The following is a 24555-nucleotide window of genomic DNA, read 5'->3' on the forward strand; positions in this document are numbered from 1 at the left end:
ATTGCCGCTGTTTCAGGCAATCGGCTGCCACTTTCCGAGCATATGTTCGATATCGCCACTGCCCTTGAGTTGCAACTCGCCACTGGAACCGGGCGCACCGGCCAACAAGATGACTTCGCCAGGCAGCCGTACCGGTTTCTTGAACTCAACGTAGAGCTCGATATTCGCCGAGGGCAGATGTTCATGCAGGGCCGCCATGGTACGTGCCTTGTTCCACAGCCCGTGGGCGATGGCCTGGGGGAAACCGAACAGCTTGGCGGTGAGGGCGCTCAAGTGGATCGGGTTGTAGTCACCGGATACCCGGGCGTACCGCCGACCGATGTCGGACGGTGCCTGCCAGCGGGTCAGCTCGTTGACCGTATTGGGCGCTGGCAGGGATTGTTCTGGCGCTTCACCATCGAGTTTCACCCCGCGACAGAGCATTCGGCTTTCGCCCTCCCACAACAAACCCAGGGAATCCTCGACGGTGGTGATCAGGTCAAAGGTCGCGCCCTTGGCATGGGGTTGCAGGTTACGCGTATGCACACTGACTCGCACGTCGCTGACCCCGCCCATGGGGCGAAACACACGGATACGGTTGCTCAAGTGCACCAGCCCCAGCAGCGGGAAGGGGAATTCCCGCGCCGTCAGCAACTGCAACTGCAGGCCGAACGCCAGGATGTGTGGATAAGTCGCCGGCAGCATCGGGCTCTCGGCAAACCCGCAGACCTTGCGATAGGCCGCTACCGCCTCGGGATTGACCTGCACCCGGCAGTGCAGCCCTGAAGTGGGCAACGTGGTGCCGGTGATCTTGCGCTTGAGCGCGGCGCGCCAATACAGCGGCGGCAGTGCCGGGCTGCGGGGTAATGTGTGCCACAGCATAGTTACGCTCCCAGCAGGCTTTGCCCGCATACGCGCAGCGCCTGGCCACTGACTGCACCTGACCCCGGTTGGCCCAGCCAGGCCACGGCTTCGGCCACATCTTGCGGTAAGCCACCCTGGCCCAGCGAGCTCATGCGTCGCCCGGCTTCACGCAAGGCAAAGGGAATGTGCGCGGTCATCTGGGTCTCGATAAAACCTGGGGCCACCGCGTTGATGCTGATGCCCCGTTGCGCCAGCAGCGGCGCCCAGGCCTGGGCCAGGCCGATCAGCCCGGCCTTGCTCGCGGCGTAGTTGGTTTGCCCGCGATTGCCGGCGATGCCGCTGATCGAAGCCAGCAACACCACGCGGCCGTTGTCGTGCAGGGTGCCGCTGTCGAGCAGGGCCTTGGTCAGCACTTGCGGGGCATTGAGGTTGACCGCCAATACCGCGTCCCAGTATTCCGGGGTCATGTTGGCCAGGGTCTTGTCGCGGGTGATGCCGGCGTTGTGCACCACGATGTCGATGCCGTTCGGCAACTGCTCGATCAACTGCGTGGCGGCGTCATCGGCGCAAATGTCCAGGGCAATGCCGCGCCCGCCCAACCGAGCGGCGAGGGCGTCGAGATCGGCCTTGGCCTGGGGCACATCCAGCAACACAATCTCGGCACCGTCGCGGGCCAGGGTTTCGGCAATCGAAGCACCGATACCTCGTGCGGCGCCGGTCACCAGGGCCTTGAGCCCGGCCAGTGGGCGGGTCCAGTCGTGCACCTGGGTTGGGCAGGCGTTCAGGCGCAGCACCTGGCCGCTGATATAGGCACTTTTCGGCGAAAGGAAAAACCGTAGCGCACCTTCCAATTGATCCTCGGCGCCTTCTGCGACATACAGCAATTGCAAGGTGCCGCCGTTGCGCAGCTCCTTGGCCAGCGACCGGCTGAACCCTTCGAGCGCGCGCTGGGCGCTGGCGGCAAACGGTTCGCTGAGGCTTTCCGGGGCGTGGCCGAGAATCACCAGGTGTGCGCTGTGATCGAGATTTTTCAGCAGCGGCTGGAAGAACTCGCGCAGTTGCTTGAGTTGGTCGGTATGTTGCAAATGGCTGGCATCGAACAGCACCGCCTTGAGCTTGGGGCCATGCCCGGGGATCCACGGCGTGGCCTTGAGCGGTTCGGGGCCGTAGCTGTAGATGGCCTCGGTGAGTTTATTGGCAAACCCCAACACCTGGGCCGCCAGTGGGCCGCCGCCCAACAGCAGGGCGCCTTCCACCGGGCGCAGGCGTCCGGCTTGCCAGCGCTCCAGGCGTACCGGGGACGGCAGGCCAATGGCCGAGACCACGCGGTGGCCAAGGCTTGAGTTGGCGAAGTCGATATAACGGTCAGACATGGAACGCTCTCCGGCTGCTGGGGTTCAAAGGGTGGACCATCAATAGGTGACAGTCGTTCCTAGTCTAGGCTCAGGATTGCACCTACCACCTAACAGGGAGCTTTCCATGACTCAGTTGCGCCGTGTCGCGATCATTGGCGGTAATCGTATCCCCTTCGCCCGTTCCAATGGCCCCTATGCCACGGCGAGTAACCAGGCCATGTTGACGGCGGCCCTGGAAGGCTTGATCGAGCGCTATAACCTGCACGGCTTGCGCATGGGTGAAGTGGCCGCAGGCGCGGTGCTCAAGCATTCGCGGGACTTCAACCTGACCCGCGAATGCGTGCTGGGCTCGCGCCTGTCGCCACAAACCCCGGCCTATGACATTCAACAGGCCTGCGGCACCGGGCTGGAAGCGGCGCTACTGGTGGCTAACAAGATTGCCCTGGGGCAGATCGAATGCGGGATCGCCGGCGGGGTCGATACCACTTCCGACGCGCCCATCGGGGTGAATGAGGGCCTGCGCAAAATCTTGCTGCAAGCCAATCGCAGCCAATCCATGGCGGATAAATTAAAAGTCCTGTTACAACTTCGCCCGCATCACCTCAAGCCGGAACTGCCGCGCAATGGTGAACCGCGTACTGGCCTGTCCATGGGCCAGCATTGCGAACTGATGGCGCAGACCTGGCAGATCCCCCGCGCCGAGCAGGACCAACTGGCCTTGGAAAGCCATCAGAAAATGGCCGCGTCCTACGCCGAGGGCTGGCACAACGATTTGCTCACACCGTTCCTGGGCCTGACCCGTGACAACAACCTGCGCCCGGACCTGACCCTGGAAAAACTCGCCAGCCTCAAACCGGCTTTTGAACGCAGTGAAAAGGGCACCCTGACCGCCGGCAACTCCACGCCGCTGACCGATGGCGCGTCCCTGGTGTTATTGGGCAGCGAAGCCTGGGCCAAGGAGCGTGGCCTGCCGATTCTCGCCTACCTGCGTGATGGCGAAGCGGCGGCGGTGGATTTCGTCAACGGTGCCGAAGGGCTGTTGATGGCGCCGGTATATGCCGTACCCCGTTTGCTGGCGCGCAATGGCCTGACGCTGCAGGATTTTGATTACTACGAAATTCACGAAGCCTTCGCCGCCCAAGTGTTGTGCACGCTCAAGGCCTGGGAAGATGCTGATTACTGCAAGACCCGCCTGGGCCTGGACGCGCCGTTGGGCTCTATCGACCGCAGCCGCCTGAACGTCAAGGGCAGCTCCCTGGCTGCTGGGCACCCATTTGCCGCCACCGGTGGGCGTATTGTCGCCAACCTGGCCAAGCTGCTGGACGCCGCCGGCAAGGGGCGCGGGCTGATTTCGATCTGTGCTGCGGGCGGGCAGGGCGTGACGGCGATCATTGAGCGCTGATCTCGGCTATCATCCGAACGCCTTGAGCAATAGCGGCTTTGTCGGATTAATCTGGCATATTGGATGCATTCTTTAGCAGATCAAGGCTCGTTACCCTCTCCCCGCTGTGCGAGGATTGCCGTATAACGAGTGCCATACGCGTGTTTGGTAATAAAGGACCCACAATAAAAGCTGATGAAGACTCCTAAACGCATTGAACCCCTGATCGAGGACGGTCTGGTCGACGAAGTGCTGCGCCCACTCATGAGTGGTAAAGAAGCAGCTGTTTATGTGGTGCGCTGCGGCAACGAATTACGTTGCGCCAAGGTCTACAAGGAGGCGAATAAACGAAGCTTTCGTCAGGCGGCCGAATACCAGGAAGGCCGCAAGGTCCGCAACAGCCGGCAGGCCCGGGCCATGGCCAAGGGCTCCAAGTTCGGCAAGAAAGAAACCGAAGACGCCTGGCAGAACGCTGAAGTAGCGGCGCTGTTTCGCCTGGCCGGTGCGGGTGTTCGCGTGCCACAGCCCTACGACTTCCTCGAAGGCGTGTTGCTGATGGAGTTGGTGGCCGATGAATACGGTGACGCGGCGCCACGCCTGAACGACGTGGTCCTGGAACCGGATCAGGCCCGTGAGTATCACGCGTTCCTGATCTCGCAGATCGTGCTGATGCTGTGTACCGGTCTGGTGCACGGTGATCTTTCCGAGTTCAACGTATTGCTGACGCCGACGGGCCCGGTGATCATCGACTTGCCTCAGGCGGTGGATGCGGCGGGTAACAACCACGCATTCAGCATGCTGGAGCGGGACGTGGGCAACATGGCTTCATATTTCGGGCGGTTTGCCCCCGAATTGAAGACCACCAAGTACGCCAAGGAAATGTGGGCGCTGTACGAAGCCGGCACCTTGCATCCAGCCAGTGTGTTGACTGGCGAGTTCGACGAGCCGGAAGAATTGGCGGATGTCGGCGGCGTGATGCGTGAGATCGAAGCAGCGCGGCTTGACGAAGAGCGGCGCCAGGCGATCCGTGCGGCGGATGATGCACCACCGGGCAAACCGGCGGAAGAACCGCCGCCGCCTTGGATGCAGTGATCGCCCAGCACACTGGGGGTTAAAAAATGTGGGAGCGGGCTTGTGTGGGAGCTGGCTTGCCTGCGATGCAGGCACCTCGGTACATCCGTTGCACCGAGGTGATGCTATCGCGGGCAAGCCCGGCTCCCACACAAGCCCGCTCCCACATTGGGTTTTGCGTTCGGTCAGTTGGATCTGCAGCAACTGCCCGACGCCAACTCCTTGAGAATCGGACAATCGGGCCGGTGATCGCCCTGGCAGTGCTCCACCAAGTCCTGCAACGTATCGCGCAACTGCCCCAGTTCGCGGATCTTTTGATTCAACTCCTCGATATGCTGGCGAGCCAACGCCTTGACGTCGGCACTGGCCCGTTGCCGGTCCTGCCACAGCTCCAGCAGCTTGCCGACTTCTGCCAGTGAAAACCCCAAGTCCCGCGAGCGCTTGATAAACGCCAGGGTGTGCAGGTCGTCGGCGCTATACAGGCGATAGCCACTGTCGCTGCGATGGGCCGGCTTGAGCAGGTTGATGGATTCGTAATAACGAATCATCTTTGCGCTCAAGCCGCTTTGCCGGGCTGCCTGGCCGATGTTCATGAGCGGTGATCCTCCAGATCCTTGGGTTTCCAGGTTTTCAACAGCAGTGCGTTGCTGACCACGCTGACGCTGGACAGGGCCATGGCGGCGCCGGCCAACACCGGATTGAGCAGGCCGAACACGGCCAGCGGAATGCCGATCAAGTTATACACAAAGGCCCAGAACAGATTCTGCCGGATTTTCGCGTAGGTCTTGCGGCTGATTTCCAGGGCTGCCGGCACCAGGCGTGGATCGCCACGCATTAGCGTGATACCCGCCGCGTGCATCGCCACGTCGGTGCCGCCACCCATGGCGATGCCGATATCCGCGGCGGCCAGGGCCGGGGCATCGTTGATGCCGTCGCCGACCATGGCCACCACGCCAGTCTTTTTCAGCTCGGCGACGGTGGCGGCTTTGTCGGCGGGCAACACTTCGGCGTGCACATCATCGATGCCCAGCGCTTGTGCCACCACGCGGGCACTGCCGCGGTTGTCGCCGGTCAGCAAGTGGCTGCTGATGTGTCGCGCCTTGAGCTGTTGCACGGCTTGCAGGGCACCGTCCTTGAGGGTGTCGCCAAAGGCAAACAGGCCCAGCACCCGAGGTTCCGGGCTTTGCTCGATCAACCAGGACAAGGTGCGGCCTTCAGCTTCCCAGGCACTGGCGTTGGCGGCCAGGTCACCCGGCTTCAAGCCGGTCTCATCGAGCAGGCGCCGATTGCCCAGGGCCAGTTGCCGACCGTCCAGGGTGCCGGCAATGCCGCGCCCGGTCAGGGATTGGCTGGCGCTGACATCGGCAACCGGCAGGCCTTGATCATTGCAGGCGTCCAGTACCGCCTTGGCCAATGGGTGTTCGCTACCGCGTTGCAGGGCGCCGGCCTGTTGCAGCAACAGTGCTTCGTTGCCATCCACTGCACTGAGGTGGGCGATTTTGGGGGCGCCGGAAGTGAGGGTGCCGGTCTTGTCGAACACCACCGCGCTGACTTCGTGGGCGCGCTCCAGGGCTTCGGCGTCCTTGATCAAGATCCCGTGGCGGGCCGCGACACCGGTGCCGGCCATGATTGCGGTCGGCGTGGCCAGGCCCAATGCGCAAGGGCAGGCAATCACCAGCACCGCGACGGCATTGATCAATGCGGTTTCCAGCGGTGCACCATACAACCACCAGCCAACCAGGGTGGCGAGGGCGATCACCAGCACGGTCGGCACAAACACCTGGCTGACTTTATCCACCAGTTTCTGGATCGGCGCCTTGGCCGCCTGGGCGTCTTCGACCAGGCGAATGATCCGCGCCAGCACGCTTTCTGCGCCGAGGGCCAGGGTGCGTACCAGCAAACGGCCTTCACCGTTGATCGCGCCGCCGGTGACTTTATCCCCCGGTTGTTTCGGCACTGGCAGGCTTTCCCCGGTGATCAAGGCTTCGTCGGCATGGCTTTGGCCTTCGACCACTTCGCCATCTACCGGGAAACGTTCGCCGGGCTTGACCAGCACCAGATCATTGAGGCGCAGGGCGCTGATCGCGACCTCTTGCTCGCGGCCATCGATCACCTGAATCGCCCGCTCTGGCCGCAAGGCCTCCAGGGCGCGGATGGCGCTGGCAGTCTGGCGTTTGGCGCGGCTTTCCATGTATTTGCCAAGCAGCACCAGGGCGATCACCACCGCCGAAGCTTCGAAGTACAAGTGCGGCTCGACGCCAGCCGGCGCGCTGAGCCACTGGTAGATACTCAGGCCATAGCCTGCGCTGGTGCCGATGGCCACCAGCAGGTCCATGTTGCCCGCGCCGGCGCGCACGGCTTTCCAGGCGGCGACATAGAAGCGCGCACCAAAGATGAACTGCACGGGGGTGGCGAGCAGGAATTGCACCCAGGCCGGTAGCATCCAGTGCAGGCCGAACGGTTGCACCAGCATCGGCAGGACCAGCGGCAACGCCAGCGCAATGGCCATCACCAGCGACCAACGCTCGCGTTTCAGGCGTTGTTCCTGGCTGGCTTGGGTGGCGGTTTCGCTTTGCGGCAGGGTGGCGGTGTAGCCGGCTTTTTCCACGGCGGCGATCAGCACGGCGGGGTCCATCTGGCCCGTCACCTCGACGTGGGCCCGTTCATTGGCCAGGTTGACGCTGACGTTTTGCACGCCGGGCACCTTGTTCAGGGCGCGTTCGACCCGCCCGACGCAACTGGCGCAGGTCATGCCGCTGATCGGCAGGTCGAAGGTGGTGGATCCATTCATGGGGCGTTCCTCCAGGAAAAGTTGCCTGTAGGATCAACCTTGACCTGATAGGAAGGTCAAGCCCCTTAATTCACGGCAAGCCCTGATACCGTTTTTCTGTAGGCGCGAGCTTGCTCGCGAAAAACTGGAGAGCGCCGCGTTTACCCGGTAAACACGCGTTATCGTTGACGTTCTTCGCGAGCAAGCTCGCTCCTACAGAAAACGGCATTGAGACAGGTTCGCGTCAGTAACCGAGCTTGGCGGCCTTGAGGTACATGCCGTCGGCGCCCTGGGCAATGCGCAATTTGCGCACGTCGCCGGCTTTGAGCGTGATCTCTTGGGCCTTGGGCGCCAGAAGCCCCGGCAGGCATCCGGGAACCTGGCCCGGTAGCAATTTGAGCCGCAGCGAGACCTTGCCTTCCGGGAAGTTGAATGAGGTGGATTGCTCCTGGAACAGCCGTCCGGCCAACTGGTCATTGACGTACAGGCCGACCTCACAGTTGGTCGGTACTTCCAGGCGCTCCCTGGAAATGATCAGCACCGCATAGTCCTCGGCGGCGCTGGCCTGGGGGACAGCGGCGAACAGGCTCAACAGGCTGACAAGGCCAAAAAACGACCAGCGCATGGTGAATTCTCCGGGTTTCAAATCGTGGATGGTTGCAGCTTGGCCGACGCCGCCAGGGAATACCAGCCCGGCGCTTGTTTTCAGTGCTTGACCTTGCCATCGTGGCAAGGATGAGACTGGGTGCAACCTCACTCAAGGAGTCATGTCATGCAAATATTCAGCGTTGAAGGAATGACCTGCGGCCACTGCGTCCGAGCCGTGACCCAAGCGGTACAAGCGAAGGATCCGGCCGCCAGTGTGAATGTGAATCTGGCCGCCAAGGAAGTCGGTGTGGAAAGTCGTTTGTCGCCGGACGAAGTGATCAGCCTGATCACCGAAGAAGGCTACAGCGCCAAGCTCGCCTGATTATTTAATAGGTAGCGAGCTAACGTAATGTTCAAGGCACCCAAGCGCGGCTAGACTGTCGGGCTGCCGACTCTTCCGGGTGCCTGATGAACCTTCGCATAATCCTTATTCTTGGGGCCTTGAGCGCATTTGCGCCGCTGGCTATCGATTTTTACCTGCCGGGCTTCCCGGCCATGGCGGTGGCGTTCGGCACCGACGAAAAACATATCCAGCTGACCCTGGCCGTGTATTTCACGGGTCTTGCGATCGGCCAGTTGATCTATGGGCCGCTGGCGGATCGTTTCGGGCGGCGCATCCCGCTGTTGAGCGGTGTCACCTTGTTCACCGTGGCCTCCCTGGCGTGCGCCTATGCGCCGTCCCTGGAATGGCTGATCGGTGCGCGCTTCGTCCAGGCGCTGGGTGGGTGTGCTGGCATGGTGATTTCCCGGGCGGTGGTCAGCGACAAGTGCGACGCGGTGGGCTCGGCCAAGGTCTTTTCGCAATTGATGCTGGTGGTCGGGCTGGCGCCGATCCTGGCGCCGATGCTCGGTGGGGTGATGGTCAGCCTGTGGGGCTGGCAGTCGATTTTCCTCGCGTTGACGGTATTCAGCGTCGGCGCCGGGGTGGCGGTGGCTGTCGGTTTACCGGAGAGTTTTCCGGCCCATCAGCCTCGGCAGCCACTGTCCGGGGCGTTGCGCCAATACGGGCGGCTGCTGGCTGATCGGGTGTACCTGGGGTATGCCGTGACCGGTGGTATCGCAATTGGCGGGATGTTCGCCTACATCGCCGGCTCACCTTTCGTATTTATCAAGCTCTACGGCGTGCCGGCCGAGCACTATGGGTGGCTGTTCGGCACCAATGCCGCAGGCTTTATCCTGGTGGCCCAGGTCAACGCGCGGCTGCTGTCCAAGCGCGGCCCGGCGTTTCTGCTGACCCGCACGGTGTGGGTCTACCTCGCGGCAGCGCTGTCGCTGCTGGCGGTCAGTGCCTTGCATACCGAAGCATTGTGGCCGCTGCTGGTGCCGCTGTTCCTGTGCATCGCCAGCCTGGGTTGCATCATGCCCAATACGTCGGCGTGCGCCATGAACGGGCAGGGCGCGCGGGCCGGCAGCGCGTCGGCCCTGCTGGGCTGCATCCAGTTTGGCGTGGCCGCAGGTGCGGCATCGTTGGTCGGCGCACTGCACGACGGCACGGCCATGCCGATGTCGATCGTCATCAGCTTGTGTGGGGTGTTGGCGGTAGTGGTGGCCATGTTGACCCAGCGCCTGCAACGGCAGCGAGCCTTGCAAGCGCAGGCCTGACCGCTTTTTCAGCCAGTAGCGCGCTGCTGGCTTTCGGGAAAACGATGGGGTGCCTGGATTCGGTTTTGCAGGGTGTTGGCGAAGGCGCGAGCCTCGGCTTCACTGCGGAAGGTAAAGGCGTCGTGGTCCAGGCGGACCTGCCATTTGTTGCCTTGGGATTTTGCTAACGCTTTTATCAGGATCTTCATTGCTGACTTCCTCACGTAAAAGATTGCGTGGCAAAGGCGGCCAATATAAACCCGAATACGCTCACAAATATGACAAGGATCAAGTCTCTGACTAGCGGTGCCGTCCGTTACCTACAGCGATAACGGATGACACTGACAGAGCCCGCGTCTTAGAAGCCTTCCAACACGATCTTGCCCTTGGCCTTGCCGCTTTCCAGCAAGGCATGGGCTCGGCGCAGGTTCGCCGCATTGATCACGCCGAAGTGTTCGCCCACCGTGGTTTTCAGGGTGCCGGCGTCGATCAGCTCGGCGACCCGATTGAGCAGGTTGTGCTGCTCGATCATGTCAGCGGTCTCGAACATCGAGCGGGTGTACATGAACTCCCAGTGCAGCGACAGGCTCTTGCGCTTGAGCTTGGTCACATCCAGGGCCTTGGGATCGTCGATCAATGCCAGTTTGCCCTGGGGTGCGAGGGCTTCGACCAATTGGTCCAGGTGCTGGTCGGTCTGGGTCAGGCTGGCGACGTGGGTCACCTGTGGGTGGCCGGCGCGCTTGAGCTCTTCGCTCAGGGGCTGGCTGTGATCGACCACCAGGTCGGCCCCCAGATCCTTGGCCCAGGCCTGGGTGTCCGGGCGCGAGGCGCTCCCGATCACCTTGAGCGCGGTGAGTTGCGCAGCCAGTTGGGTGAGGATCGAGCCTACGCCGCCGGCAGCGCCGACAATCAGCAGGCTCTGGCCTTGATCAGTCTTGCCTTCAGCCACTTGCAGGCGTTCGAACAGTAGCTCCCAGGCGGTGATGGCGGTCAGCGGCAGGGCGGCGGCTTCGGCAAAACCCAGGCTTTTTGGCATATGGCCGACAATCCGCTCATCCACCGTGTGCAGTTCGCTGTTGCCGCCCGGGCGTGTCAGGGAGCCGGCGTAAAACACCTTGTCACCGGCCTTGAACAGCGTGACGTCGCTGCCGACCGCCTTGACCACGCCGGCCACATCCCAGCCCAGCACTTTGGCTGCGCCGTTTTCCGGGGCGACGTTCTGGCGGATCTTGGTGTCCACCGGGTTGACCGAGATGGCTTTGACTTCCACCAGCAAGTCACGCGGGCCGGCCACTGGCTCAGGCAATTCGATGTCTTGCAGGGACTTGGGGTCGTTGATCGGCAATGCGGCGTAGTAGGCGATGGCTTTCATGGCGGGTTCCATAGAGGGGCGAATGTGATGGACAGATCATTAGCTATTTCTCTTGCAGATAAAACCCGCTAAAAGAGCACTCTCTTTCAACGGATTTTTGATAATTCCTCGGGACGGTGGTCATGCTGCGTTTTGATGATTTGCAGTTGTTCGTGCGTGCGGCGGATTTGGGCAGTTTGTCTGCCGCCGCACGGGTCATGGATATGTCGGCGGCAGTGGCCAGTGCGGCGTTAAAACGCATCGAACAACAATTGGGCGTGCGCTTGCTGGCGCGCTCCACCCGCAGCCTGCGCCTGACCGCCGAGGGTGAAGGTTTTCTGCAGTACGCCCGCGGTGCCTTGAGCCAACTGGATGAGGGGCGGCGGTTGCTGGCCAGCGGCCAGGATCATGTCAGCGGTGTCCTGCAGTTGTCGGCGCCTTCGGACTTCGGACGCAACCTGTTGCTGCCCTGGCTCGACGAGTTTCAGCGTGAGCACCCGCAGTTAAACGTGCGCCTACTGCTGGGCGACCGGATCGCCGACCTGTTCCGCCAGCCGGTGGATATCGCCTTGCGCTACGGCGAACCCGAGGATTCGAGCCTGGTGGCCTTGCCGGTCGCGCCAGACAACCGCCGAGTGTTGTGCGCGGCGCCCAGCTACCTGGCCCGACATGGCGAGCCGCGCCATCTGGAAGAACTGGCCCAGCACAATTGCCTGCTGTTTATGCTCGGCAGCCGGGTGCACGACCATTGGAGCTTTCAGGATGCTAAACGGGAAATCAGCCTGACCGTCAGCGGCGACCGTTTCAGTGACGACGCTGATGTCGTGCGGCGTTGGGCCGTGGCTGGGGTGGGCATTGCCTACAAGTCCTGGCTGGATGTCAGCGCCGATGTGCTGGCCGGCCGCTTGCAGTTGCTCTTGCCGGAGCTGCTGGGTGAGCGCACACCGCTCAATCTGCTGTGCGCCCATCGTGCGCAATTGAGTAAGCCGATCAACCTCCTGCGTGAAATGCTCGTGGCACGTTGTGGGAAGTTGAGCGCGCAGTTGCCTGAACGACGGGGGACTACACAATAACCTCGGGAAATTCAGGAAATTTCAGGCAGTAGCTGTCGCTGATTTGGCTGTAAGACGCCACGGAATCCGCTGCTCACACACTTATACTTTTCGGCGAAATGGAGCAGACCAACGATTGAACAGGGAGTGAGTACATGGAACAGGCACCTTGCATCAGCCAGATCGCAACATTGTTGGCCGACCCCAAACGCACCGCGATGATCTGGGCGTTGATGGACGGCTCGGCCAAACCCTCCGAGGAGTTGGCGATGTTGGCTGGGTTATCGGCTTCATCGGCGAATGCGCATTTGGCGCGTTTGGCGGCCGGTGGATTACTACGTATTGAAGCCCGCGGGCGTAAACGCTTCTTCCGCATGGCGGCAGCGGATGTGGGCGCAGCCGTCGATGCATTGGCCAGTACCACGATGGCTAGCGTGGCGCGCAGTGCATCCAGCCGGCCGGTGACGGCATTGCTGGCGCCGGCTTCGTTGCGCCAGGCACGGATATGCCACGATCATCTTGGGGGGGAAATGGCGGCAGCCCTCTATCAGCGCATGGTGCTGGCAAAGTGGATTGAACGCTTTGAACAGTGGCTCCATGTGACGCCCCTGGGTGCACGCCATTTGGCCGAGCATGGCATTTTCACCCAGGCCCTGGCCCAGCATAGTTTCTCGACAATGGCTTGCGATTGCTCTGACTGGAGCGAGCAGCAGCCGCACCTGGGCGGGGCGTTGGGGGCGGGATTGTTGCAGTTGTTCATGCAGTCGCGCTGGTTGAAGACGGTCAATGAGTCGAGCGCAGTGCAGGTCACCGAGACCGGGCGCTTGGAAATTGCCCGGATGGCGGCTGTGTAGGAGCGGGCTTGCCCGCGAACAATTCAAAGGCGCCGCGTTCATCCAGGATGTACGCTTTATCGTTGGCGTCCTTCGCGAGCAAGCTCGCTCCTACAGGGAGGGGTCAGGGCTTGACCAGGCGTGCATCCAGGCTGTTTTGCGCCAGGCGGCGGGCCTGGTCCTGGGTCATGCCCAGCGAGGTGTGCAGCGCGTGGAAGTTCTCGGTGACATAACCGCCGAAATACGCCGGGTCATCGGAGTTCACGGTGACCTTCACCCCACGCTCCAGCATGTCGAGGATGTTGTGCTGGGCCATGTCGTCGAATACACACAGCTTGGTATTGGACAGCGGGCACACGGTCAGGGGGATCTGCTCGTCGATGATCCGCTGCATCAGGCGCTCGTCTTCGATGGCGCGCACGCCATGGTCGATACGCTGGATTTTCAGCAGGTCGAGGGCTTCCCAGATGTATTCCGGTGGGCCTTCTTCGCCAGCATGGGCGACGGTCAGGAAACCTTCGCCACGGGCGCGATCGAACACACGCTGGAACTTGCTCGGTGGGTGGCCCATTTCCGAGCTGTCCAGGCCCACGGCGACAAACGCATCACGGAACGGCAGCGCCTGGTCGAGGGTTTTTTGCGCTTGCTCTTCGCTCAGGTGGCGCAGGAAGCTGAGGATCAGGCCGCTGGTGATACCCAGTTGCTGCTCGCCGTCCTTGAGTGCGCTGGCGATGCCATTGAGCACCACTTCAAAGGGAATGCCACGGTCGGTGTGGGTCTGCGGGTCGAAGAACGGTTCGGTATGGATCACGTTCTGCGCCTTGCAACGCAGCAGGTAGGCCCAGGTCAGGTCGTAGAAATCCTGGGACGTGCGCAATACATCGGCGCCCTTGTAATAGAGGTCGAGAAACTCCTGCAGGTTGTTGAAGGCGTAGGCCTTGCGCAGGGTTTCGACGTCGTTCCACGGCAATGCGATTTTGTTGCGTTCGGCCAGGGCGAACAGCAACTCGGGCTCCAGCGAACCCTCCAGGTGCAGGTGCAGTTCGGCCTTGGGCAGGGCGTTGAGCCAGTCGTACATGTGTGCGTTCTCATCAGGTGCAATGGCGACATTCTACAGGCCAGGACGCAAATAATCGGTAAAACCTGACCGAGCGGTAAGCATTCTTCGTGCCTGCGGCAATGGAGGAATGAACTAAGGTGTAACGAAACGTTAGCGAAACGCCGCAGTCTGTACCCCATCACAGACTGATTCGCTGTTCGAAAAGGCCCGTAATGCTCACATCCCTCAAGCAAGAAAAATTCATGTGGCTGGCGCTGCTCGCCGCCATCGCGGCCTATCCGCTGGAACACTGGCTGCTGCACAGTGGGCAGGCCACGGCGCTGCTCGGTGGCCTGGTGCTGATCGGTTTTATCGTCATGGCCTCGATGCGCGTGGCCCACCACGCCGAACTGCTCGCCGAAAAAGTCGGCGATCCTTACGGCACGATGATCCTGACCCTCGCGGCGGTGCTGGTTGAAGTGGTGATCCTGGCGATCATGATGAGCAACGAGGCGTCACCGACCCTGGTGCGCGATACGATTTACTCGGCGGTGATGCTGGATATCAACGGCATTCTCGGCCTGGCCGCACTGATGGGCGGCATCAAGCATGGCGAGCAGTCCTACAACGATGATTCGGCGCGGACCTACAGCGTGATGATCCTGACCGCCATGGGCGTGTCCATGGTGGTGCCGGAATTTATCCCCGAGGCCGACTGGAAAATCTACTCGGCCTTCACCATTGGCGCGATGGTGGTGTTGTACGCCTTGTTCCTGCGCATGCAGGTGGGGCCACACAGTTACTTTTTCAGCTACAGCTATCCGGAAAAACGCCGCAAGCCGCTGCCGGAAGAACAGGCTTCGCCGGTCAACCTGACATTCTCCATCGCAACCCTGGTGTTTGGCGTGGTGGTCATTGGCGCATTGGCCGAAGTGATGTCCAAGACCCTGGACCTTGGCCTGGAGGGCACGGGTGCGCCGCCGGTGATCACGGCAATCCTGGTGGCGGCGATTTCTGCCGCGCCAGAGATTCTGACCGCGTTGCGTGCGGCATTGGCCAACCGCATGCAGTCAGTGGTCAACATCGCGCTGGGGGCTTCGTTGTCGACGGTGATCTTGACTGTGCCGGTGATGGAAGCGATGGCGCTGTACACCGGCCAGCCGTTTCAGATGGCGATGACACCGGTGCAAACAGTGATGGTGTTTATCACGCTGATTGTCAGCGCGATCAACCTCAACGATGGCGAAACCAACGCCATCGAAGGGATGACCCACTTTGTACTGTTTGCGACCTTTATCATGTTGTCGCTGTTGGGGTTGTAGTCAGCCGGCGATCAACTGCCGCGCCGCCTGGCTGTGATCGGCGATCAGGCCCTTGAGGTCCATGCCCTCGATTTGCCCGTCGATCACCCGCCACTTGCCGCCCACCATCACGCGATCCGCGCGGTCGGCGCCGCATAACAGCAGCGCCGAAATCGGATCGTGGCTGCCAGAGAAGCGCAGCTCATCGAGTTTGAACAACGCCAGGTCAGCTTGTTTGCCCACGGCCAACTCGCCGATGTCGCTGCGGCCGAGCAGTTGCGCAGAGCCTTTGGTGGCCCAGCCCAGCACGCCTTCAGGGGTGATTTTTTCTGCCCCGTAGCGCAGGCGCTGGATATACAGGGCCTGACGTGCTTCGAGGATCATATTGGACGCATCGTTGGAGGCCGAACCATCCACGCCCAGGCCAATCGGCGCGCCGGCGGCGATCAGGTCCAGGGTCGGGCAGATGCCGGAGGCCAGGCGCATGTTGGAGCTTGGGCAGTGGCAAATCCCGGTGCCGGCTGCGCCCAGGCGGGCGATTTCATCGGGGTTGAAGTGAATGCCATGGGCCAGCCAGGTACGTGGGCCGAGCCAGCCGACGCTGTCCAGATAGTCCACGGTGCGCAGGCCGAAGCGTTGCAGGCAGAAGTCTTCTTCGTCGAGGGTTTCGGCCAGGTGGGTGTGCAGGCGTACATCGAGCTGGTTGGCCAGTTCGGCGCTGGCGCTCATGATTTCGGGAGTGACCGAGAACGGCGAGCAGGGCGCCAGGGCAATCTGGATGTGCGCGCCGTCGCCGCGCTCGTGGTAGCGCTGGATCAGGCGCTGGCTGTCTTCGAGGATCACTTCACCTTGCTGCACGGTCTGCTGCGGTGGCAGCCCACCGTCAGCTTCGCCCAGGCTCATGGAACCGCGCGTGAGCATGGCGCGCATGCCCAGTTCGCGCACGCTGTCGACTTGCACGTCGATCGCATTTTCCAGGCCGTCGGGGAACAGGTAGTGGTGATCGGCGGCGGTGGTGCAGCCCGAGAGCAGTAATTCTGCCAGGGCGACCTTGCTGGCCAGTGCGAGTTTTTCCGGCGTCAGGCGGGCCCAGACCGGGTACAAGGTTTTCAGCCAGGGGAACAAAGGCTGGTTGACCACCGGCGCCCAGGCGCGGGTCAGGGTCTGGTAGAAGTGATGGTGGGTGTTGATCAGGCCGGGAAGGATCACATGCTCGCGGGCATCGAAGGTTTGTTCGCAGGCGATGCTCGGTTGTTGGCCGAGGGCGAGCACTTCGACGATCACGCCGTCTTGCAGCACCAGGCCGCCACGGGCGTCCAGGGCATTGGCAGTGAAGATCGCGAGAGGGTTTTTTAACCAGATACGGGTCGCAGGCATTGGCCGGCTCCTCTGAATGATGGGTTCAGGTTTGCCAGCTCAGTGTTGCCCTGTCTGCTGATCCAGGGTCGCCGGTAAGGGCGAGGAGGGCAGTCTACGTGGAGTGAGCGGTGGGGTCTATCCACCGCTCATCTGCCGGTTACCAGGGAATGGTCTCGCCCTTGTAGTTGACGAAGTGATGGCCGCCCTTGCCGGTGTAAGCGTTCACTTGGGCAATCAGGCCGCGCACGCTGGTCTCCACATCCAGGTCGGCACCTTCGCCGCCCATATCGGTCTTGACCCAGCCCGGGTGCAGCGACAACACCGTCAGCTTCTGCTCGCCCAATTGCGTCACAAAACTGTTGGTCATGGAGTTCAGCGCGGCCTTGCTGGCTTTGTACAGTGCCAGGTCTGGCGCATCGGGCATGGTCACGCTGCCCAGCACCGAGCTCATGAATGCCAGCACGCCGCTGCCCTGGCGAATCTGCGGGGCAAAGCGCTGGGCGAGGTTGATCGGTGCCACGGCATTGGTGAAAAACAGCTGGCCGACTTCAGCCAGGGTCGCGTGGCCCGGGGTCTGGTTGGCCGGGCCCTTGACGCCGGCATTGACGAACAGCAGGTCAAAGGTGCGGTCCTTGAGGCGCTGGCTCAGGGCGATCACGGCTTGCTGGTCGTCCATGTCGAGTTTCTCGATCTGGACCGGGCCCACGGCTTTCAGGGCATCGGCCTTGCCCGGATCACGCACGGTGGCGGTCACGTCCCAGCCGTCCTGGAGCAATTGCTTGACCAGGCCAAGGCCCAGCCCGCGCGAGGCGCCGATGATCAATGCGGTTTTTGGCGTAGACATGAAGGCTTCCTTTGGCGTCGAGGTTCAGTGAACAACATTATCAGGTTCAACGTTGCAGCAGGATTCGCCCGCGGCTCAGGTCGGCCAACTGCGTTTGCAGGGTGTCGATATGGGCTTCGCCGAGTGCCAATTGCAGCTCAACACCGTTGGCGGTGAAGGTTTCTTCCAGCACCAGGCCGCCCAGTTCGGCGACGCGCAGCTTGACCAGGGTCAGTTCGGCGAAGCCGCAGGCGCAGCTCAAGGGCACGCGGCTGATCAGTTCGACCCGTTCGGCGTTTTGCAGGCATTTATTGGCGCCACCGCCATAGGCACGGGCCAGGCCTCCGGTACCTAGCTGGATGCCGCCATACCAACGGACCACCAGCACCACGACCTGATCAAAGCCCTGGGCCTCGATGGCGGCCAGGATCGGGCGCCCGGCGGTGCCGCCGGGTTCGCCGTCATCGTTGCTGCGGTACTGCCCGCCCAGTTTCCAGGCCCAGCAGTTGTGCGTGGCGTTGAGGTCGCTGTGCTGCTCGATAAACGCCTGGGCGTCTTGCGGGCTGGTAATGGGTGCGGCAAAGGTGATGAAGCGGCTTTTGCGGATTTCTTCGCGAAATTCACAAAAGCCCGTAAGGGTGAAAGGCATCGGGTCGCTTCGTTCAGAGGGCCGGCTTGATGCCACAGCCCTTGAGAATAATGTGGATGAGGTTGCTGCCAGCGTCTTCCATGTCCTGCTTGGTCAGCTTGGTGCGACCGGTCACGCGGCAGATCTGGGTCGCGAAGTCAGCGTAATGCTGGGTGCTGCCCCACAGCAGGAAGATCAAGTGTACCGGATCCACGGGGTCCATCTTGCCGGCATCGATCCAGGCCTGGAACACCGCGGCCCGACCGCTGAACCAGGTGCGGTAGTCCTGGCTGAAATATTCGGTAAGGCATTCGCCGCCGCTGATGATCTCCATGGCGAAGATCCGCGAGGCTTGCGGCTGGCGTCGGGAATATTCCATCTTGGTGCGGATGTAGCGAGTCAGCGCCTCGGCGGGATCATCCTCGGCGGTCAGGGTGTTGAAGGTGCTGTCCCACAGTTCGAGGATATTGCTCAGTACCGCGATATACAGCCCCAGCTTATTGGTGAAGTAATAGTGCAGGTTGGCCTTCGGCAGCCCGGCACTCGCGGCGATGGTGTTCATGCTGGTGCCTTTGTAGCCATGCCGGGCGAATTCGTCTTCGGCGGCCTGGATGATCGCTTGTTCGTTCTTTTGCCGAATGCGACTGGCGGGTTTTCCGGCGTGGCTGTTGTGGGCAGGAACTTCGAGGCTCATGGAGGTTTCCGTGCAGATCGATGAATGCGATTGCTGCACAGATAACCCACCCTCAAGCCTCAGACAAGTCCCGATACGATAAAAGCGTCAAAGCGGTTCCAGCGTGTCGTGTTCCACCAGCGGATTTGCGGCAGGTGCCGCGGCCTTGGATTCCGGCAGGATCAGGCACAACACAATAGCCGTCATCCCGCCGCTGGTGATGGCCGAGTCGAACAGGTTTTGCACCAGGGTTGGCATCAGGTGCAACAAATTCGGTTGCGCGGCGATGCCCAGGCCGACCCCAAGCGAGGTGGCGATGATCAGCATGCTACGTCGATCCAGCGGGGCCTGCGCCAGGATACGCACACCAGCGGCGGCGACACTGCCGAACATCACCAGGGTTGCGCCGCCGAGCACTGGCTTGGGAATCTGCTGCAGCACCGCACCAATCAGCGGAAACAGCCCGAGACAAAACAGCACCACACCGATGTACAGGCCCACATAACGGCTGGCGACACCGGTCAATTGGATCACGCCGTTGTTCTGGGCAAAGGTGGTATTGGGGAAGGCGCTGAAGGTGGCGGCGATCATGCAGCTGACACCATCCCCGAGCACGCCGCCCTTGAGTCGGCTTATATAAGAAGGACCGCTGATGGGCTGGCGGGCGATCATACAGTTGGCGGTGAGATCGCCGACGGTTTCGATGCTGCTGATCAGATAAATCAGCGCGACGGGTAGGAAGGCTGTCCAGTCGAAACTGAAGCCAAAATGAAACGGCGTCGGCAGACTGATCAAGGGCAGGTCGGGCAAGGGCTGGGGCACCAACTTGCCGCTGAACCAGGCGGCAATGCTGCCCAGCACCAGGCCGATGATGATCGCGCTCAGGCGTACCCACGGCGTGTTCGAACGGTTGAGCAGGATAATCGTCAGCACCACGAACAGGCCAAGGGCCAGGTTGGTCGGGGCGCCAAAGTCCGGGGCGTTGAAGCCGCCACCCAGATCCGTGATGCCCACCTTGATCAGGCTGATGCCAATCAGGGTAATCACAATCCCGGTCACCAGCGGGGTGATGACGCGGCGCAGTTGGCCGATAAAGCGGCTCAGCACGATCTGTACCAGCGCGCCGAAAAAACACACGCCGAAGATCATCGCCAGGATGTCCTCCGGGCTGCCGCCGCGCTGCTTGACCAGGAAACCGGCCGATAACACTGCGCCGAGAAAGGCAAAGCTGGTGCCTTGCAGGCAAATCATGCCCGCGCCAATCCCAAAGGGCCTACGGGCCTGGATGAAGGTGCCTACGCCGGAAACCATCAACGCCATGCTGATCAAGTAGGGCAAGTGGGCGGCCAGGCCCAGGGTGGAGCCGATGATCAAGGGCGGGGTGATAATGCCGACGAAGCTGGCGAGCACATGTTGCAGTGCCGCGAGCAAGGCGGGCAGTGGCTTGGGGCGGTCGTTGAGGCCGTAGATCAGGTCGCTGGGGCTGGAGGATTCTGCTGGCATGGCATGGGGACTCAGGGCTGACGGTTCATGGTCCCTATGCCTTGCAAAAAACTGTCCACTTGCTCAGGTTTTGGATGGGGCCCGTATCAGCGGGTTGCGGCCAGGCTGTCGAGAAAGCTTTCCAGCACCAAATGAGGGCGGCGGCCCTTGCGGGTGACCGAAGCCAGGCTTAAATCGTAAAATCGTGTAGGCGGTTTCAGCGCACGTAGTCGGCCTTGTTGCACCCATAGGCTGGCGTAGTGGTCGGGCAGGTAGCCGATGTAGCGCCCGGTGAGAATCAGGAAGGCCATGCCTTCGCGGTCGGAAGCGCTGGCGGTGCAGTTGAGCGCTTGATAGTGGGCCTGGATATCGGCGGGCAGACGGAAAGTCGGTGCGATGGCGTCCTGGCTATTGATGCGTGGGTCGTCCAGTTGCTTGTCGTCGGCATAAAACAGCGGATGGCCCACCGCGCAGTAGAGCAGCGAGCGCTCGCTGTACAAGGGCTGATACTCCAGGCCCGACAGCGCGCTGGCCTGGGGTACCACGCCGACATGCAGGCGCCCGTCGAGCACGCCTTGTTCCACTTCATTGGGGGCGATCATGCGGATCTGGATCTGCACATCCGGGCCGCGCTCTTTCAACTGCGCCAATGCATGGGTGATGCGCATATGGGGCAGGGTCACCAGGTTATCGGTCAGGCCGATGATCAGTTCGCCGCGCAGGTGCTGGTGCAGGCCGTTGACCTCGGTGCGGAAACTTTCCAGCGCACTCAACAGTTGCAGGGCCGATTGGTAGACCTCCCGGCCTTCTTCCGTCAGGGAGAAGCCGGCGCGCCCGCGTTGGCACAGGCGCAGGCCCAGGCGTTGTTCGAGATCGCTCATTTGCTGGCTGATGGCTGAGCGCCCGATGCCCAGCACGGTTTCCGCCGCCGAGAAGCCTCCGCACTCCACCACACTGCGAAAGATGCGCAACAGGCGGATATCGAAGTCGCTGACTTGGGCCAGTGGGTCGGGTCGGCGGCTGCTCATAGTTTAGTAAAGACCTGACTGAAGGTTAGAAGAGTTGGATTTCCCAGACTTTATCCTCGTGGCAATTTAGCTGCAACAACGCTTTTCAATCCCGACGCTGCCTTTTGCCTTGCGAGGTTTTGCTGATGAACATGCCCGAAAACGCCCCATCCACCCTGGCCAGCCAACTAAAGCTGGACGCTCACTGGATGCCTTACACCGCCAACCGCAACTTCCAGCGCGACCCGCGTCTGATCGTGGGGGCCGAAGGCAGTTGGTTGATCGATGACAAGGGGCGCCGGGCGTACGACTCGTTGTCGGGCCTGTGGACCTGCGGCGCGGGGCACACCCGCAAGGAAATCCAGGAAGCGGTCGCCAAGCAACTGGGCACCCTGGATTACTCGCCAGGCTTCCAATACGGTCATCCGCTGTCCTTTCAGTTGGCAGAAAAGATTACCGACCTGACCCCAGGCAACCTGAACCATGTGTTTTTTACCGACTCCGGTTCCGAGTGCGCCGATACGGCGGTAAAGATGGTGCGTGCCTACTGGCGCCTGAAGGGCCAGGCGACCAAGACCAAGATGATCGGGCGTGCTCGTGGTTATCACGGGGTGAACATCGCGGGCACCAGCCTGGGCGGCGTCAACGGCAACCGTAAGATTTTTGGCCAGGCGATGATGGATGTCGATCACCTGCCGCACACCTTGCTGGCGAGCAATGCGTACTCGCGCGGTATGCCGGAGCTGGGTGGCATTGCCCTGGCTGACGAGTTGCTCAAGCTGATTGAGTTGCACGATGCATCAAATATTGCCGCGGTATTTGTTGAGCCGCTGGCGGGTTCTGCGGGGGTACTTGTTCCGCCACAGGGCTACCTCAAGCGCCTGCGTGAAATCTGTGACCAGCACAACATCCTGTTGGTGTTCGACGAAGTGATCACCGGTTTTGGCCGTACCGGCTCGATGTTCGGTGCGGACAGTTTCGGTGTGACGCCAGACCTGATGTGCATCGCCAAGCAAGTCACCAACGGTGCGATCCCAATGGGCGCGGTGATTGCCAGCAGTGAGATCTATCAGACCTTCATGAACCAGGCGACGCCTGAGTACGCGGTGGAATTCCCACACGGCTACACCTACTCGGCACACCCGGTAGCCTGTGCTGCTGGCCTGGCGGCATTGGATCTGTTGCAGAAGGAAAACCTGGTGCAGAGCGTGGCCGAAGTCGCGCCGCACTTTGAGAATGCGCTGCACGGCTTGAAGGGCAGCAAGAACGTAATCGACATCCGTAACTACGGCCTGGCCGGTGCGATCCAGATCGCGCCGCGTGATGGGGATGCCATCGTGCGTCCATTCGAAGCGGGCATGGCGTTGTGGAAGGCCGGGTTCTATGTGCGTTTTGGCGGCGACACCCTGCAGTTCGGCCCAACCTTCAACAGCAAGCCGCAGGATCTGGATCGCTTGTTCGATGCCGTCGGCGAAGTGCTGAACAAGATCGACTGATTTCTCTTTCTATATAGAACAACAGCCTGGCGCGACGCGTGTCGCGCCTGTGGACAACTTTTCAGGAGCCTTGCATGAGCCTTATCCAGCATTTGATCAATGGCGAAATGGTCAACGACAGCGGTCGTAGTGCCGACGTTTACAACCCGTCCACCGGCCAGGTGATTCACCAGGTGCCATTGGCCAGCCGTGAAACCATTCAACAGGCGATCGACTCGGCCAAGGCGGCATTTCCGGCCTGGCGTAATACGCCACCGGCCAAACGCGCCCAGGTGATGTTTCGTTTCAAGCAATTGCTGGAGCAGAACGAAGCGCGTATCTCGCAGTTGATCAGCGAAGAGCATGGCAAGACCCTGGAAGACGCGGCCGGTGAGTTGAAGCGCGGGATCGAGAACGTCGAGTACGCGTGTTCGGCGCCGGAGATCCTCAAGGGTGAATACAGCCGTAACGTCGGCCCGAACATTGATGCCTGGTCCGACTTTCAGCCGCTGGGCGTGGTGGCCGGTATTACGCCGTTCAACTTCCCTGCCATGGTGCCGCTGTGGATGTATCCACTGGCCATCGTCTGCGGTAACTGCTTCATCCTCAAGCCATCGGAGCGCGACCCAAGCTCGACGCTGCTGATTGCCCAGTTGTTGCAGGAAGCCGGTTTGCCCAAAGGCGTGTTGAGTGTGGTCCATGGCGACAAGGGCGCGGTGGATGCACTGATCGAGGCACCTGAGGTCAAGGCCTTGAGTTTTGTTGGCTCGACGCCGATTGCCGAGTACATCTATTCCGAAGCGACCAAGCGCGGCAAGCGTGTGCAGGCGCTGGGCGGGGCGAAGAACCATGCGGTGCTGATGCCGGATGCGGATCTGGATAACGCCGTGAGTGCCTTGATGGGCGCCGCCTATGGCTCCTGCGGCGAGCGTTGCATGGCGATCTCGGTGGCGGTCTGCGTGGGTGACCAGGTGGCGGATGCATTGATTGCCAAGCTGGTGCCGCAGATCAAGGCACTGAAGATTGGTGCGGGTACTTCCTGTGGCCTGGACATGGGGCCACTGGTTTCTGCGCAGGCGCGCGACAAGGTCAGCGGCTATATAGAAGACGGTGTGTCTTCGGGCGCTGAGCTGGTGGTCGATGGGCGTGGCCTGAGCGTTGCCGGGAATGAAGATGGTTTCTTCCTGGGCGGCTGCCTGTTTGATCGCGTGACGCCCGAGATGCGCATCTATAAAGAAGAGATCTTTGGCCCAGTGCTGTGCGTCGTCCGGGTGAACAGCCTGGAAGCGGCGATGCAACTGATCAACGACCATGAATATGGCAACGGTACCTGCATCTTTACCCGTGACGGTGAGGCGGCGCGGCTGTTCTGTGACGAGATTGAAGTGGGCATGGTGGGGGTTAACGTGCCATTGCCGGTGCCGGTGGCTTATCACAGCTTTGGTGGCTGGAAGCGTTCGCTGTTTGGCGACTTGCATGCCTATGGACCGGACGGGGTGCGTTTCTATACCCGTCGCAAGGCGATCACCCAGCGCTGGCCACAGCGTGCAAGCCATGAAGCATCGCAGTTCGCCTTCCCTAGTTTGTAAGGTCGGATGAGCAGAAGGCCGGCCCCTTGGGGCCGGCCTTTGCGTTTCTGGAGCTTTTTTGACCGATATGACAGAAATGTGAAAGTAACGGTTGACGGCGATTTATATCTGTCTATAATTCGCCCCACTTCCGGCGCAGTCGAAACGGAAAACTCCTTGGTAAACAATGAGTTACGCAGTTTTCGGCAGCAGGTTGCTTCAGTTCATCGAAGCCAAAAGGAAGTTGAAAAAGAGGTGTTGACAGCAGCGTGTAACGCTGTAGAATTCGCCTCCCGCTGACGAGAGATCGAAAGC

General features: G+C 61.4%; 23 protein-coding genes. 9 read left to right on the forward strand and 14 right to left on the reverse strand.

All coding sequences use genetic code 11. The features are described 5' to 3' along the window. Window positions 1-12 precede the first annotated feature (12 nt). Both FJD34_RS27715 and FJD34_RS27720 read right to left on the reverse strand, forming a co-directional pair. Window positions 13-861 carry a MaoC family dehydratase gene (locus FJD34_RS27715; RefSeq protein ID WP_090292892.1) on the reverse strand — a complete coding sequence of 283 codons (849 nt, stop codon included), beginning with the start codon at window positions 859-861 and terminating at the stop codon, window positions 13-15. A 2-nt stretch (window positions 862-863) separates the two neighbouring features. Then, window positions 864-2216: a 3-oxoacyl-ACP reductase gene (locus FJD34_RS27720; protein ID WP_090292894.1), complete on the reverse strand. Its 1353-nt coding sequence runs from the start codon at window positions 2214-2216 to the stop codon at window positions 864-866. 106 nt (window positions 2217-2322) lie between these two features. Between FJD34_RS27720 and FJD34_RS27725 the strand changes: the two genes are divergently transcribed. Together FJD34_RS27725 and FJD34_RS27730 are read left to right on the forward strand one after the other, a co-directional pair. After that, window positions 2323-3600 carry an acetyl-CoA C-acetyltransferase gene (locus FJD34_RS27725; protein ID WP_032859775.1) on the forward strand — a complete coding sequence of 426 codons (1278 nt, stop codon included), beginning with the start codon at window positions 2323-2325 and terminating at the stop codon, window positions 3598-3600. A 174-nt stretch (window positions 3601-3774) separates the two neighbouring features. Further along, on the forward strand, window positions 3775-4671 hold the full coding sequence (locus FJD34_RS27730) for a PA4780 family RIO1-like protein kinase (protein WP_032859773.1): 897 nt from the start codon (window positions 3775-3777) through the stop codon (window positions 4669-4671). 164 nt (window positions 4672-4835) lie between these two features. On the opposite strand, the gene cueR is transcribed toward FJD34_RS27730, so the two are convergent. From cueR to FJD34_RS27750, 3 genes are all read right to left on the reverse strand, one after another. Further along, window positions 4836-5243: a Cu(I)-responsive transcriptional regulator gene (gene cueR, locus FJD34_RS27735; RefSeq protein WP_065942343.1), complete on the reverse strand. Its 408-nt coding sequence runs from the start codon at window positions 5241-5243 to the stop codon at window positions 4836-4838. Then, complete coding sequence (locus tag FJD34_RS27740; RefSeq protein ID WP_032859770.1) at window positions 5240-7441, reverse strand: heavy metal translocating P-type ATPase; 2202 nt, start codon at window positions 7439-7441, stop codon at window positions 5240-5242. Before FJD34_RS27740 ends, cueR begins: the two co-directional genes overlap by 4 nt. Window positions 7442-7664: 223 nt before the next feature. Beyond that, the gene (locus FJD34_RS27750; RefSeq protein ID WP_032859768.1) at window positions 7665-8045 is read right to left on the reverse strand and encodes a hypothetical protein; all 381 of its coding nucleotides are present in this window, start codon (window positions 8043-8045) and stop codon (window positions 7665-7667) included. A gap of 147 nt (window positions 8046-8192) precedes the next feature. On the opposite strand from FJD34_RS27750, the gene FJD34_RS27755 reads away from it, so the two are divergent. Both FJD34_RS27755 and FJD34_RS27760 read left to right on the forward strand, forming a co-directional pair. Further along, window positions 8193-8390, forward strand: a complete 198-nt coding sequence (locus tag FJD34_RS27755; protein WP_032859767.1) for a heavy-metal-associated domain-containing protein — start codon at window positions 8193-8195, stop codon at window positions 8388-8390. 86 nt (window positions 8391-8476) lie between these two features. Beyond that, a complete protein-coding gene (locus FJD34_RS27760; RefSeq protein ID WP_090292895.1) occupies window positions 8477-9670 on the forward strand; it encodes a multidrug effflux MFS transporter in 1194 nt (397 codons plus the stop codon). Between the two features lie 8 nt (window positions 9671-9678). Here FJD34_RS27760 and FJD34_RS27765 read toward each other — a convergent pair whose 3' ends face one another. Both FJD34_RS27765 and FJD34_RS27770 read right to left on the reverse strand, forming a co-directional pair. Beyond that, window positions 9679-9858: a hypothetical protein gene (locus tag FJD34_RS27765; protein ID WP_032859764.1), complete on the reverse strand. Its 180-nt coding sequence runs from the start codon at window positions 9856-9858 to the stop codon at window positions 9679-9681. Between the two features lie 149 nt (window positions 9859-10007). Then, entirely contained in the window at window positions 10008-11021 is a 1014-nt protein-coding gene (locus tag FJD34_RS27770) for a zinc-binding alcohol dehydrogenase family protein (protein ID WP_090292897.1), read from the reverse strand. A gap of 122 nt (window positions 11022-11143) precedes the next feature. Between FJD34_RS27770 and FJD34_RS27775 the strand changes: the two genes are divergently transcribed. Then, window positions 11144-12073 carry a LysR family transcriptional regulator gene (locus FJD34_RS27775; RefSeq protein WP_090292898.1) on the forward strand — a complete coding sequence of 310 codons (930 nt, stop codon included), beginning with the start codon at window positions 11144-11146 and terminating at the stop codon, window positions 12071-12073. A 134-nt stretch (window positions 12074-12207) separates the two neighbouring features. Continuing rightward, window positions 12208-12906, forward strand: coding sequence for an ArsR/SmtB family transcription factor (locus FJD34_RS27780; RefSeq protein ID WP_032859757.1), 699 nt, complete (start codon window positions 12208-12210; stop codon window positions 12904-12906). 103 nt (window positions 12907-13009) lie between these two features. Here FJD34_RS27780 and FJD34_RS27785 read toward each other — a convergent pair whose 3' ends face one another. Then, entirely contained in the window at window positions 13010-13963 is a 954-nt protein-coding gene (locus tag FJD34_RS27785) for an adenosine deaminase (protein ID WP_032859755.1), read from the reverse strand. Between the two features lie 194 nt (window positions 13964-14157). Here FJD34_RS27785 and FJD34_RS27790 point away from each other — a divergent pair, with 194 nt between their 5' ends. Continuing rightward, window positions 14158-15246: a calcium:cation antiporter gene (locus FJD34_RS27790; RefSeq protein WP_032859753.1), complete on the forward strand. Its 1089-nt coding sequence runs from the start codon at window positions 14158-14160 to the stop codon at window positions 15244-15246. On the opposite strand, the gene FJD34_RS27795 is transcribed toward FJD34_RS27790, so the two are convergent. The 6 genes from FJD34_RS27795 to FJD34_RS27820 form a co-directional block, all read right to left on the reverse strand. After that, window positions 15247-16602, reverse strand: coding sequence for an 8-oxoguanine deaminase (locus FJD34_RS27795; protein ID WP_032859751.1), 1356 nt, complete (start codon window positions 16600-16602; stop codon window positions 15247-15249). 139 nt (window positions 16603-16741) lie between these two features. Beyond that, on the reverse strand, window positions 16742-17428 hold the full coding sequence (locus FJD34_RS27800; protein ID WP_032859750.1) for an SDR family oxidoreductase: 687 nt from the start codon (window positions 17426-17428) through the stop codon (window positions 16742-16744). Window positions 17429-17474: 46 nt separating this feature from the next. Continuing rightward, window positions 17475-18056: an IMPACT family protein gene (locus FJD34_RS27805; protein WP_032859747.1), complete on the reverse strand. Its 582-nt coding sequence runs from the start codon at window positions 18054-18056 to the stop codon at window positions 17475-17477. A 13-nt stretch (window positions 18057-18069) separates the two neighbouring features. Next, window positions 18070-18729 (reverse strand): TetR/AcrR family transcriptional regulator, encoded by a 660-nt coding sequence (locus FJD34_RS27810; protein WP_029297545.1) that lies wholly within the window; start codon window positions 18727-18729, stop codon window positions 18070-18072. A gap of 87 nt (window positions 18730-18816) precedes the next feature. After that, entirely contained in the window at window positions 18817-20211 is a 1395-nt protein-coding gene (locus FJD34_RS27815) for a uracil-xanthine permease family protein (protein WP_090292900.1), read from the reverse strand. A gap of 86 nt (window positions 20212-20297) precedes the next feature. Next, entirely contained in the window at window positions 20298-21218 is a 921-nt protein-coding gene (locus FJD34_RS27820) for a LysR family transcriptional regulator (protein ID WP_065942346.1), read from the reverse strand. A gap of 125 nt (window positions 21219-21343) precedes the next feature. On the opposite strand from FJD34_RS27820, the gene aptA reads away from it, so the two are divergent. Both aptA and FJD34_RS27830 read left to right on the forward strand, forming a co-directional pair. Continuing rightward, on the forward strand, window positions 21344-22693 hold the full coding sequence (gene aptA, locus FJD34_RS27825) for an omega-aminotransferase AptA (protein WP_090292901.1): 1350 nt from the start codon (window positions 21344-21346) through the stop codon (window positions 22691-22693). Window positions 22694-22767: 74 nt separating this feature from the next. Further along, window positions 22768-24261 (forward strand): CoA-acylating methylmalonate-semialdehyde dehydrogenase, encoded by a 1494-nt coding sequence (locus FJD34_RS27830; protein WP_065942347.1) that lies wholly within the window; start codon window positions 22768-22770, stop codon window positions 24259-24261. The last annotated feature ends 294 nt before the right edge of the window (window positions 24262-24555 follow it).

The organism is Pseudomonas brenneri (assembly GCF_007858285.1).
GTDB lineage: Bacteria > Pseudomonadota > Gammaproteobacteria > Pseudomonadales > Pseudomonadaceae > Aquipseudomonas > Aquipseudomonas brenneri.

Coding starts and splice junctions, on each gene's coding strand:
- FJD34_RS27715 (WP_090292892.1), bottom strand. CDS start 861: ATGCTGTGGCACACATTACCCCGCAGCCCGGCACTGCCGCCGCTGTAT.
- FJD34_RS27720 (WP_090292894.1), bottom strand. CDS start 2,216: ATGTCTGACCGTTATATCGACTTCGCCAACTCAAGCCTTGGCCACCGC.
- FJD34_RS27725 (WP_032859775.1), top strand. CDS start 2,323: ATGACTCAGTTGCGCCGTGTCGCGATCATTGGCGGTAATCGTATCCCC.
- FJD34_RS27730 (WP_032859773.1), top strand. CDS start 3,775: ATGAAGACTCCTAAACGCATTGAACCCCTGATCGAGGACGGTCTGGTC.
- cueR (WP_065942343.1), bottom strand. CDS start 5,243: ATGAACATCGGCCAGGCAGCCCGGCAAAGCGGCTTGAGCGCAAAGATG.
- FJD34_RS27740 (WP_032859770.1), bottom strand. CDS start 7,441: ATGAATGGATCCACCACCTTCGACCTGCCGATCAGCGGCATGACCTGC.
- FJD34_RS27750 (WP_032859768.1), bottom strand. CDS start 8,045: ATGCGCTGGTCGTTTTTTGGCCTTGTCAGCCTGTTGAGCCTGTTCGCC.
- FJD34_RS27755 (WP_032859767.1), top strand. CDS start 8,193: ATGCAAATATTCAGCGTTGAAGGAATGACCTGCGGCCACTGCGTCCGA.
- FJD34_RS27760 (WP_090292895.1), top strand. CDS start 8,477: ATGAACCTTCGCATAATCCTTATTCTTGGGGCCTTGAGCGCATTTGCG.
- FJD34_RS27765 (WP_032859764.1), bottom strand. CDS start 9,858: ATGAAGATCCTGATAAAAGCGTTAGCAAAATCCCAAGGCAACAAATGG.
- FJD34_RS27770 (WP_090292897.1), bottom strand. CDS start 11,021: ATGAAAGCCATCGCCTACTACGCCGCATTGCCGATCAACGACCCCAAG.
- FJD34_RS27775 (WP_090292898.1), top strand. CDS start 11,144: ATGCTGCGTTTTGATGATTTGCAGTTGTTCGTGCGTGCGGCGGATTTG.
- FJD34_RS27780 (WP_032859757.1), top strand. CDS start 12,208: ATGGAACAGGCACCTTGCATCAGCCAGATCGCAACATTGTTGGCCGAC.
- FJD34_RS27785 (WP_032859755.1), bottom strand. CDS start 13,963: ATGTACGACTGGCTCAACGCCCTGCCCAAGGCCGAACTGCACCTGCAC.
- FJD34_RS27790 (WP_032859753.1), top strand. CDS start 14,158: ATGCTCACATCCCTCAAGCAAGAAAAATTCATGTGGCTGGCGCTGCTC.
- FJD34_RS27795 (WP_032859751.1), bottom strand. CDS start 16,602: ATGCCTGCGACCCGTATCTGGTTAAAAAACCCTCTCGCGATCTTCACT.
- FJD34_RS27800 (WP_032859750.1), bottom strand. CDS start 17,428: ATGTCTACGCCAAAAACCGCATTGATCATCGGCGCCTCGCGCGGGCTG.
- FJD34_RS27805 (WP_032859747.1), bottom strand. CDS start 18,056: ATGCCTTTCACCCTTACGGGCTTTTGTGAATTTCGCGAAGAAATCCGC.
- FJD34_RS27810 (WP_029297545.1), bottom strand. CDS start 18,729: ATGAGCCTCGAAGTTCCTGCCCACAACAGCCACGCCGGAAAACCCGCC.
- FJD34_RS27815 (WP_090292900.1), bottom strand. CDS start 20,211: ATGCCAGCAGAATCCTCCAGCCCCAGCGACCTGATCTACGGCCTCAAC.
- FJD34_RS27820 (WP_065942346.1), bottom strand. CDS start 21,218: ATGAGCAGCCGCCGACCCGACCCACTGGCCCAAGTCAGCGACTTCGAT.
- aptA (WP_090292901.1), top strand. CDS start 21,344: ATGAACATGCCCGAAAACGCCCCATCCACCCTGGCCAGCCAACTAAAG.
- FJD34_RS27830 (WP_065942347.1), top strand. CDS start 22,768: ATGAGCCTTATCCAGCATTTGATCAATGGCGAAATGGTCAACGACAGC.